Genomic DNA, 758 nt, shown 5'->3' with positions numbered 1-758 from the left:
TGGCGGCCCATCCCGAGCCGGCGATCGAGGCCGTCGAATGGCGCGCCTCGGACGGCAATATCGCCCAGATATCCGAATTCCTGGGTCAACTTCGCGCTTCAAACGGCTCGCCCGAATACATCGCCTGGGCCGAGGACGCCGTGCACGGCATGAAGGCGGCGCAGGCCGCCGGTCAGCCCTACTGGCGCAGCGCCAACGAGCCGGCGCCCGAAGACGCAGTCCCGCCCCCGCCCGCGCCGCAACTGATGGCGGGCCGGGTCTATGTCCTGACTGATTCCAGTTGCGGCTCGGCCTGCCTCGACGCGGTCGATCTGTGGAAGACCGCAGGCGCGCTTCAGGTCGGCCGCGAGACCTCGGCTGACACCGTCTATATGGAGTTGCGCGAAGCCGCCCTGCCCAGCGGCCTGGCCCGGATCGCCGTACCGATGAAGGTCTATCGCGGTCGCGCCCGCGGGAACAACGAACCGCAACGCCCCCAATATGTCATCGAGGGCGACATGACCGACGACGCGGCCCTGCTGGCCTCGATCCATCGGCTTCAGCCGCGCTGAGCCTTCAGCGCAGGAAACGTTCGACCGCCGCCTGGAAACGGCGCGGCTGGTCGATCATGACCATATGCTCGGCCCCCTCGATGCGCTCGAAGGCCGCGGGCGTCCGCAGCGAGCGATAGCTTGCCCGGAAAAGGGCGTCGATCTGGCTGCGCGGGCTGCGGTCGTCGGCGCTCCAGCCATAGACCACGGTGACGGGGGCGGTGATGG

Annotated in this window: 1 protein-coding gene and 1 pseudogene; one reads left to right on the top strand and one right to left on the bottom strand. The window is 68.7% G+C overall.

Annotated elements, in window-relative coordinates; translation table 11 throughout:
- Positions 1–551: pseudogene (locus tag HX774_RS18145) on the top strand (peptidase S41); the annotation flags it as partial.
- Positions 552–555: 4 nt separating this feature from the next.
- Here HX774_RS18145 and HX774_RS18140 read toward each other — a convergent pair.
- The coding region (locus tag HX774_RS18140; RefSeq protein ID WP_178828851.1) for an alpha/beta fold hydrolase at positions 556–758 on the bottom strand (203 nt) is incomplete at its 5' end.

Origin of the sequence: Brevundimonas sp. P7753, from assembly GCF_013386595.1 — a bacterium.
Lineage (GTDB): Bacteria > Pseudomonadota > Alphaproteobacteria > Caulobacterales > Caulobacteraceae > Brevundimonas > Brevundimonas bullata.
Note: the sequence above shows the minus strand (reverse complement) of the source record. Positions and strands in the feature narration are given on the sequence as shown.